General features: G+C 56.9%; 8 protein-coding genes. 6 read left to right on the top strand and 2 right to left on the bottom strand.

Translation table 11 applies throughout. The features are described 5' to 3' along the window. The first annotated feature begins 123 nt into the window (after positions 1-123). Together NB231_RS19055 and NB231_RS08350 are read left to right on the top strand one after the other, a co-directional pair. Positions 124-1,680 carry an OapA family protein gene (locus NB231_RS19055; RefSeq protein ID WP_005001552.1) on the top strand — a complete coding sequence of 519 codons (1,557 nt, stop codon included), beginning with the start codon at positions 124-126 and terminating at the stop codon, positions 1,678-1,680. After that, entirely contained in the window at positions 1,677-2,792 is a 1,116-nt protein-coding gene (locus NB231_RS08350; RefSeq protein ID WP_005001551.1) for an anhydro-N-acetylmuramic acid kinase, read from the top strand. Before NB231_RS19055 ends, NB231_RS08350 begins: the two co-directional genes overlap by 4 nt. Positions 2,793-2,891: 99 nt before the next feature. On the opposite strand, the gene erpA is transcribed toward NB231_RS08350, so the two are convergent. Together erpA and argC are read right to left on the bottom strand one after the other, a co-directional pair. Continuing rightward, positions 2,892-3,245: an iron-sulfur cluster insertion protein ErpA gene (gene erpA, locus NB231_RS08345; RefSeq protein WP_005001550.1), complete on the bottom strand. Its 354-nt coding sequence runs from the start codon at positions 3,243-3,245 to the stop codon at positions 2,892-2,894. Positions 3,246-3,337: 92 nt separating this feature from the next. Further along, positions 3,338-4,366 (bottom strand): N-acetyl-gamma-glutamyl-phosphate reductase, encoded by a 1,029-nt coding sequence (gene argC, locus NB231_RS08340; protein ID WP_005001548.1) that lies wholly within the window; start codon positions 4,364-4,366, stop codon positions 3,338-3,340. Positions 4,367-4,644: 278 nt separating this feature from the next. On the opposite strand from argC, the gene NB231_RS08335 reads away from it, so the two are divergent. The 4 genes from NB231_RS08335 to NB231_RS08320 all read left to right on the top strand — a co-directional run. Next, positions 4,645-6,459 carry a chloride channel protein gene (locus NB231_RS08335; RefSeq protein WP_005001547.1) on the top strand — a complete coding sequence of 605 codons (1,815 nt, stop codon included), beginning with the start codon at positions 4,645-4,647 and terminating at the stop codon, positions 6,457-6,459. A gap of 122 nt (positions 6,460-6,581) precedes the next feature. Continuing rightward, the gene (gene hemJ, locus NB231_RS08330) at positions 6,582-7,007 is read left to right on the top strand and encodes a protoporphyrinogen oxidase HemJ (RefSeq protein WP_005001545.1); all 426 of its coding nucleotides are present in this window, start codon (positions 6,582-6,584) and stop codon (positions 7,005-7,007) included. 648 nt (positions 7,008-7,655) lie between these two features. Beyond that, entirely contained in the window at positions 7,656-8,786 is a 1,131-nt protein-coding gene (locus NB231_RS08325) for an enoyl-CoA hydratase/isomerase family protein (protein ID WP_005001542.1), read from the top strand. Between the two features lie 22 nt (positions 8,787-8,808). Next, the coding region (locus NB231_RS08320; protein WP_005001540.1) for a multicopper oxidase domain-containing protein at positions 8,809-9,746 on the top strand (938 nt) is incomplete at its 3' end.

Raw genomic sequence — 9,746 nt, 5'->3', positions numbered from 1 at the left:
TCAACCAGCCGCCAACCTATTCTGGCTGGGTGAGCAACGCATCCTTTAGTACCTTAGTACGGTAATTGACCGACACTGAATATTATGACTAATGTTCCCTAACTATAATCGGGTAGAAAAAACATGGCTTTCAAATCGCGTATTTCCGGCCTGGATTTCAAGCCGAAGCAGAAGAGGCAGCGTCCAGCCCGCCTCCAACGCTGGCACTGGATCGCTCTCGGGATATCCTCCTTTACTGCGCTCGCTTTACTGCTCGCGACCAAAGACGAGGCTGGGGCTATTCCAAATCACAACGCATTACAACAACTCCCAGAGCAGATCCCGGAAGAGGCGGCCGCGACTCGCATCCTAGATCTGCCCATTCCAAAGCTGCAACGGACAACCATCGATGCGAGCAGCCCAGCATCGCCTCACATCCTCGCCGCGCCTATAGCAGATCACCCGTCCGAGGCAACGCCTAACCTATTACCGACCGCATTCGATACTTCCACCACTGCGGACGAGACCATCACCAAGCAACCCAATACGCTCGGGGGGGGCACCCAAGCGAAGTGGGAGGTGGTCCATGTTAAACAGGGTGATAGCCTCACGACGCTTCTCAAGCGCCAGGGATTGAGCTCAAAAGACATCTTCGACGTAACTCACGCAGACGACGACTCGGCGCGAACCCTAGCGCAGCTCTTTCCAGGGGACAAGATCTGGTTGCGCGTCAGTGGCAACGGCACCTTGCTCGCACTGCGCCGGAGGCTCGACGAAACCAAGACACTGACGATAGCTCGGGGAAGCTCGGCCGATATCGGTTTCCAAACCACTCTGACTGAGCATCAGCTAGAACGTCGGATCGCTCATGCAACGGCCGTGATCCACGACTCACTCTACCAAGCCGCGGTGAAGGCCGGACTGGATGACAAATTGATCATGAAATTGACTGGGATCTTTGGTTGGGACATTGATTTCGCCCACGATGTTCGCAGTGGTGATTCTTTTACCTTGGTCTACCGGCAGTATTACAGGAACGGTGAAAAAATCCGTAATGGAGAGATCGTCGCAGCCGAGTTCGCCAACCAGGGCAAGCGCTACCGCGCCATACGTTATACCGCCCCCAGCGGCCGAAGCGGTTACTACACACCAGAGGGCAAAAGCATGCGCAAGGCCTTCTTGCGTACGCCTGTGGATTTTCGCCGGATCAGTTCCCGCTTCAACAAATCAAGATGCCACCCAATCCTCCATGTCTGCCGGCCACACGAAGGCACCGATTTTGCTGCGGCTACCGGAACTCCGATTCAGGCTGCCGGCGATGGGTTGGTTGCATTCGCCGGTCGCCGGGGTGGTTACGGTAACGCGGTTATCCTGCAGCACGCTCACCGCTACAGCACACTATATGGACACATGCAACGCATCCGTAAGGGCATTCGCGCCGGGGTGCAGGTCACCCAAGGACAGATTATCGGTTATGTGGGCCAATCCGGACTGGCAACCGGCCCCCATCTTCATTACGAGTTCCGCGTCAATGGCGTGCCGCGGGATGCACTCAAGGTCACGCTACCCGATGCCAAACCCATCGATAGTCGTTATCTGGCCGACTTTAAAGCCAAAGCCCTCTCTCGGCTAGCGCAGCTGACCGTGATCACGCGAACTCAGCTGGCCAGCAACGAAGAAAATGACCAGACCATCCGATGAGCAACCTCTATATCGGGCTTATATCCGGCACCAGCATGGACGCGGTGGACGCGGCGTTGGTGGCGTTCGACCCACCACAGCAACCGCGTGTCCTGGCCGCATGCTCGCCCCCACTGCCACAGTCGTTGAACACTCTGCTGCGCGGCATCGGGCCCCAAACCCCATTGGCATCCATCGCCCATGCGGACGCCGCGGTAGCCGATGCCTTTGCTGACGCTACCCTTGAGCTCTTAGCCACCAGCGGTTATCACCGCGAACAAATTCGAGCCATCGGCAGCCATGGCCAGACCATATGGCACGCCGCCGACGGCTATCCATCATTGAGTGTTCAGATCGGTGACCCCAATCGCTTGGCGGAGAAGACCAGGATTACGGTGGTAGCCGACTTCCGTCGCCGTGACATGGCAGCCGGCGGTCAAGGCGCTCCGCTCGCAGCCGGCTTGCACGCTGAGATATTTCGCCGGCGCAGCACGGATACGATCGTGCTCAACCTAGGCGGAATTGCCAATATTACGCTGTTACCTAGAGACCCTGAGGCTGCCATTACCGGCTTTGACTGTGGTCCGGCGAATACGTTGCTGGATACCTGGTGCCGACGCCATTGCAATAGCAGCTTCGATACCGACGGGGCATGGGCCGCGGGCGGCATTGTGCATAATGCGCTGCTCGAAACGCTGGCCAGTGATGAGTTTTTTCAACGCTCCGCACCGAAGAGCACCGGCCCTGAGTATTTCAATCTGGCTTGGCTGACAACTCGGGCCGGCAATATATTTATCGACGTCAACCCGCGCGATGTGCAGGCGACCTTAGCGGAGCTTACAGCTGTGAGCGTTGCCCGAGCGATCCGGGAGAACCTCCCTGGCCCAGCCGAGGTATTGGTCTGTGGAGGAGGCGCACACAACCGCCATCTGCAGACTCGGCTATCGGCCAATCTGCCGGAATACCGCCTCCGCTCGACAGCCGAGTTCGGCGTGGATCCGGATTTCGTCGAAGCCATAGCATTTGCTTGGCTTGCTCGGTGCCGCATCTACGAAAGAGCCGGTAATATCTCCAGCGTCACCGGAGCGTGTCGAGGGGTAGTGCTAGGTGGGGTATATGCTGGAAGCCCTTGACTACTCTATACTTCGAGACGAACCGCCGCTTCGGCGTCGATCGATGTGCGCTTCCCTGCGGCGGCTTTGCCTGAAGGTGTATATGACCCTAATACGGTATTAGACGCTGAAGGAGGACCCACAGCCACAGGTCGTGGTGGCGTTTGGATTGCGGATTACGAACTGAGCGCCCTCGAGACTCTCGACAAAATCGATCTCCGCCCCGCTAAGATACTGAATACTCATCGGATCAACGACCATCGTTACGCCGTCTTTCTCGATAACAGTGTCGCCTTCCTCGTCGTTTTCATCGAACATGAAACCGTATTCGAACCCCGAGCAGCCTCCGCCCGTTATGTATACTCGGAGTTTAAGGTCGCCCTTCTCCTCTTTGTGAAGTAGCTCCCGCACCTTCTCTACGGCGCTGTCGGTAAACACAAGAGGAACAGCTCCCTGTTCTACAACCTCGGTCATGGAAATCACCTCCCACAGCAACCGTCATATATGCATTGCTATTGTCGCGGATTACTGGAAGCTTAGTCAACCGACAAGTCAGCAAGCATCGATCAGGGAATAACGGCGATATCGGCCAAGCCGACGCGTTCATTAAGGCCGAACATCAGATTCATGTTTTGTACTGCCTGGCCAGCTGCCCCTTTGACAAGGTTATCCTCCACAACCAGGACTACGACCCTCCCAGGATCGGGGCGGTGGACCGCTATACGACAGACATTTATGCCTCGTACCGTTCGCGTCTCTGGATGGCTGCCCGGCGGCATTACATCCACGAATGCCTCATCCCGAAAGCGCTTTTCATAAAGCGCCTGCAGGTCCACTTCGGAGTCCAAGAGTCGACCGTAGAGCGTCGCATGAATGCCGCGGATAATAGGAATCAGATGTGGGACAAACGTCAACTCGACAGGCCTTCCGGCTGCTCGCGCTAGCCCCTGTTGAATCTCCGGAAGATGCCGATGGCCGCTCGCACCATACGCCCGGAAGCTCTCAGCCACTTCAGTGAGCATCGTATTTTGCTTGGGTTGACGCCCGGCACCGCTTGCCCCCGATTTCGCATCCGCCACCAGATGATCAAGATCCACGAGACCCTGCTCTACAAGCGGCAGGAAGCCAAGCTGTACCGCGGTAGGATAGCAACCCGGATTGGCAACCAAGCGGGCCGCACGGATCGCTTGTCGATTGACTTCAGGCAACCCGTAGACTGCCTCCTCCACCAACTCCGGGCAGGCGTGCTCTAGGCCATACCACTGCGACCAAACCTTGACATCTTTGATTCGGAAATCAGCCCCAAGATCAATTACCCGTGTGCCGGCGGCAAGCAGTTGGGGAACCATCTGCATGGCTGTGCCATTCGGTGTCGCAAAAAAGGCGAGGTCGCAATCTGCGAGGTTCTCTACCTGCGGTTCACTGAAGCGCAAATCCGTTTCTCCTCGCAAATTCGGGAACCAATCAGTTAGCGCCGCGCCGGCGTGACCGCGAGAGGTAATCGTGGCAATCTCAACTCGCGGATGACGCAGCAACAGGCGCAACAGCTCACCCCCGGCATACCCGGTAGCTCCGACTACGCCCACAGAAATCATAGTATTACCTCAAGCATTCGTAACAAGGCTCGTCTCTTTTTGCATCATACGATGTGCCCCGCCCACAATGCCACCTTGACACAGGCCTTGCGTGCCGGGGCTGGTTTCCGAAAGAATGTCACCTGACAATCCCACAGGCGTTAAACAATTCCCCTCGAGTAAGGTCTTCTGAGCCTTTCGGCAAGCTCAGGAGGACTTCCCGAGGCTCAAGGCGAACGGATCAATGGGTTCAGCTCGTCTTTAAAAATAAGCCATTAAAAACAAAGGCTTTATTGGTTATGAGCGGCCGCAAGCAAGAAATTATACAAAACCCTATGAGCCTTGCCGAAAAGGAGCAGAGCACCAACCTGAACGAGCGCCCGTTACCCGCCAGCCTCATGTTTTTTCTAGCCGTGCTCATCGGCGTTGTTGGCGGGCTTGGTTCCATCGCCTTCAAAGCCATTATCGGATTTTTCCATAACTTATTCTTTTATGGCGAGTTTAATTTAAACTACGATGCAAATATCCACACCCAACCCAGCCCGTGGGGAATCGGCATCGTACTCGTGCCGGTGCTGGGCAGCCTGATCGTCACCTGGATCACCCGCACAGTCGCACCGGAGGCGCGCGGTCACGGCGTGCCCGAAGTCCTGCACGCTATTTACTATGGCCAAGGGCGAATCCGCCCCGTAGTCGTCATCGCCAAGGCCATCGCCTCGTCCGTTACCATCGGCACCGGCGGTTCGGTCGGCCGCGAAGGGCCAATCGTTCAGATCGGTTCGGCATTCGGCTCAATTGTCGGGCAACTCACCCGCCTTCCCGCCCACCAGCGCGTGGTACTGATCAGCGCCGGCGCCGCGGCTGGTATCGCCGCTACTTTCAATGCCCCGATCGGAGGTTTGGCATTTGCAATCGAGCTGCTGTTGGTATCTATCAGCGCCCGTACCGTCGCTTTAGTGGCCATCGCCACGGTGACTGCCACTTACATCAGCCATTTCTATAGCGGCCTGCTGCCTTCGTTCGACGTACCCAGCCTCGCCGTTTTCGAAAACCACATAATCGGTTTTTACACTCTGCTGCTTTGCATACCTTTGGGCATCCTTCTCGGTTTCGCCTCCTCTGCGTTTATCCGGTTCATCTATTACATGGAGGATTGGTTCGACCACCATTTCCGTAATGATTACGTGCGCCACATGTGCGGCATGTTCGCCGTGGGCGTTATGCTTTACCTGTTTTTGCGCTACAGCGGCCAGTACTATATCGGCGGCGTAGGATACGCAACAGTGATGGATACGCTGCGCCGCACCCTCAGCGACCCCGCCTTTCTTGCCTTGCTGTTCCTGGCTAAACTGCTCGCCACCGGCCTGACGCTGGGCTCGGGTGGCTCCGGAGGCGTGTTCTCCCCGTCGCTGTTTCTCGGGGCCACGCTAGGCGCGGCTTTTGGCAATTTCTTTGCCCTGATCATACCTGAGGCTGGAATCGACCCGGTTGTCTTCGTCGTGGCCGGCATGGCTGGTATGGTCAGCGGTAGCACCGGTGCCGTGCTCACGGCCATCACGATGCTATTCGAGCAGACACGCGACTACAGCGCCATGTTGCCGATCATTACCACCGTCGCATTAGCTTATGTAGTACGAATCAGCCAGACTCCAGAAAGCATCTACACGCTGAAGCTCGTCCGCCGCGGAGCGCGTGTCCCGCAGGGACTGCAAGCGGCGGTCTCCTCGGCGAGAAGCGCGCGCACCATCATGACCAACGATTACCAGATTGTGGAGATTAGCGATTTGCCCGAATGGCAGGCGAGTCACCGCCCCGGTCAGGGGCCGCGCCACACCGTGGTTGCGCAGGACGGGGAAATCCTCGGCCTCGCCCATGATGAACTGCAGTATCTACTGCGCGATGAAGACCCCAAAGCCGTCATCGACACGAATTTCTTTCTCGTCACCGCCCGCACTCCATGGCCAACCCTCATACGGGGGATGCGCGCCAAGAACACGGAAAAGGCGCTCGTCACCCACAACCAAGGCAGCACCCGGGTCGAGGATTTGTTAGGCGTTATCACGCCACGCGAGATTGCGCATAGCTCGGGAGCAGGAGCGGAGTTGATGGACTGAGCGACGCATACCGCTCGCTTTACGTGTAAGGCTTAACTGCAAATGCTGCACGGAGCGTGTGGGACGGCAGGCAACCGGCGATCATCGCATCATCTATCGGATACGGGGATAACGCAGCACAAATGTTTTATCTTTGGATCAAGGCGTTTCATATCATATTCGTTATCACTTGGTTCGCGGGGCTGTTCTATCTGCCGCGGTTGTTCGTCTATCACGCCATGGCCACGGAAGCGGCCGGCCGGGAGCGTTTTAAGGTTATGGAGCGCAAGCTCTACCGCGGCATCATGACCCCGAGCGGTACGTTGACGGTGCTTTTCGGCGGCTGGCTGCTCTATCTCTCACCCGGCTGGCTCAGTGAGGACTGGCTTCACTTAAAGCTCCTGCTGGTCGTGCTTATCATTTTCTACCATCTCTATTGCGGCATATTGCTACGTCGGTTCCGTGACGATCGCAACACCCACAGTCATGTCTGGTACCGCTGGTTCAACGAGCTACCGGTGATGGGATTAATCGGTATTGTCATACTTGTCGTGGTAAAACCGCTTTGACGCACCATAAACCCGGCGGCTCCCGCCTTACTAGCGATCGTTACGATAGCCGCTACAATCTCCAAGGTTTCATTTGCGGCACATAACTTCGAACGTCGGCCCCCCCAAAGAGCTGGCCTTCTTTGAGTACACATCGCGTCGGTGACCTACCTTGATGCTAGGTTCCGTATGATGCTATTGAACAGCGGATCTGGTTTGTGCGTGGCATTGAGTTCCTTCCTTAGAACAGCGTTTTGAATGGGACGATGGTCCGTTTAAGCTGTGATTTAAGCATTATTTTTTCATAGTTCTCTGATTTATCCCCGTCTAGGCCGGCGCTATCGTCGCCGTGGCCTGCAGCCCGCGCCTGAACCCACTCCCGCTCCTTTCGGCGCATCCTGTGTGCGGTGGAACTCAGCGACTGAGCATCGCTGTGCTCTGGATTAATGAGAAGTTACCACGGTATGGGTGCGTCGGAAGTTGATCTGTTTCTGTCGGCACGGCGCTAGTATAGAGCTATCATCCATTAGAAGGCCCTTCACAGGCGGGAGTTTTTTAGTTACACGCCAGCGAGTTACCTAAGCAGAGGAGGCCTTGGTATGGCCATCTACGGCGGCCTTGCTCGGCACTCCGACAAACACGTGCTCACGGCAAACGGCAGGAAGCGCTATGAGCGATCAGCCCATGATGTTTGAGGAACATCGGGCCAACAACGGCCGCATGCTCGGCTTCGCCCGGCTAAACGCCGAAGGCTCGCTCAATGCGCTCAGCCAACCCATGATCGATGCGCTGCGGACCCAGCTCACCGCCTGGGAAAGAGATCCGGCGATCGTTTGCGTCGTGCTCGAAGGTGGCGGCACGAAGGCATTTTGCGCCGGCGGGGATGTGATCAGCCTGTACGATTCCATGCGCACCCACCCCGGCGGGCCGAATCCGGTGGCGGAGCGCTTCTTCGAGACGGAGTACCGGCTCGACTATCTGATCCACACCTACCCCAAACCCGTGCTCTGCTGGGGGCACGGCATCATCATGGGGGGGGGATTGGGTCTGATGGCCGGCGCCAGCCATCGGGTGGTCACCGAGGCCTCGCACATTGCCATGCCGGAGATCACAATCGGTCTTTACCCCGATATTGGCGCCACTTGGTTTCTCAACCGCATGCCGGGACGGGTGGGACTGTTTCTCGGGCTTACCGGGGCCACAATGAACGCCGGCGATGCCCTCTACGTCGATCTCGCCGATTACTTCATCAGCGCTAAGCGCCGCCCCGAACTCGATGCCGCTCTCGCTGAGGTAAATTGGAGCGCGGAGCCCGAGCGCAACCGCGGCCACCTCGCACGGCTTCTGCGAGGCTTCGCCAACGCGAGCCGCAGCGCCTGTCCGCAATCCAACGTGCGCGAGCACCGGAACCTCATCGACCGTGTCACCGACCATTACTGTCTCGAGGACCTTGTTACGCAGCTGCAACGCCATGGGGGCACCAACGAATGGCTCGCCGGCGGCGTCAAAGCGCTGCTCGAAGGCTCACCCACCTCCGCCCGGGTCATCTTCGAGCAGTACCGTCGCGGCCGTTTGCTCTCCCTAAAAGAGGCGTTTATGCGCGAGCTCGTCATGTCGGTACAATTCACCCGCCAGCACGACTTCGCCGAAGGCATCCGAGCGCGGCTCATCGATCGAGACTGCAAGCCGCAGTGGCGGCCGTCGAGCCTTGCCGAGGTAACCGATGCGAGCGTGGCGGTCTATTTCACCTCGCCCCATGGGTTCATACCCAATCCGCTCGAGGATCTATATGCACCCTAGAGCAAGCTCGGAGAATGATGGCATGGCTTGGCTGCAACTCATAAAAGCGTTTGCCCGACGCTTCGTTATCCTCGGCCCGCGGCTGCTGTTTCTGCTGGCTGTGTGCCCGGGTATTGCTTCTAAAGCAAAAGAGCCGCCCCCGGCTAATAAGGCAACACCGATTCAATCGATACAAAGTCCCGCTAAAAATCGAACCAAACAATTATATATCAAGGAAATCTCCCGACACCCCTCCGATCTACCGCCTTCTGCGAATTACACGCTCTACAAGGACGGAGCGTATTCAAAGCCGGTAAAACATCGCCACGGCACTCTCACGATTGAAGCCCACTTCAAAATTCAGGAAGTCGTGGCAGAAATTGCCAAGGGAACCACCCTGGAATTTTGGACCTTTAACGGCAAAATACCCGGACCGATGATCCGAGCCCGGGCAGGAGATAAAATAGACTTTTATCTGCACAATCCAAAAAATAATACATTTTCACACAATGTGGATTTTCACGCCGTAACCGGTCCAGGGGGCGGGGCGGCCAACCTCAACACCCTGCCGGGATCGACGAGCCATATTCGAGTCAAATTACTCAAGCCGGGAATTTACCTTTACCACTGCGCTGCCCCGCCGATACCGATCCACATCGAACACGGGCTGTATGGGCTAGTCGTCGTAGAACCTCGCAAGGGGCTTCGCGATGTGGACCATGAGTATTATTTGATGCAGAGCGAGTTTTACACGCCTTTGGGTGGCGATAAGGTAGCCACAGCTCTAAAAAACAGGGGCCATCTCAGTCATTCAAAAGAATATGGGGTGCTCGAAGAGCCTACCTTCGTGGTTTTTAATGGTCGCCCGAATGCCGCCAGCGGCAACCGGACATTAGGAGTATACGGCGATACGGTGCACGTTGGAGACACCATCCGAGTGTTCATCGGCAACATCGGTCCAAATCTGATCTCAAGTTCCAT

This window comes from Nitrococcus mobilis Nb-231, from assembly GCF_000153205.1.
In the GTDB taxonomy this organism is placed as follows: Bacteria; Pseudomonadota; Gammaproteobacteria; order Nitrococcales; family Nitrococcaceae; genus Nitrococcus; species Nitrococcus mobilis.
This window is presented reverse-complemented; position numbering and strand designations above follow the sequence as displayed.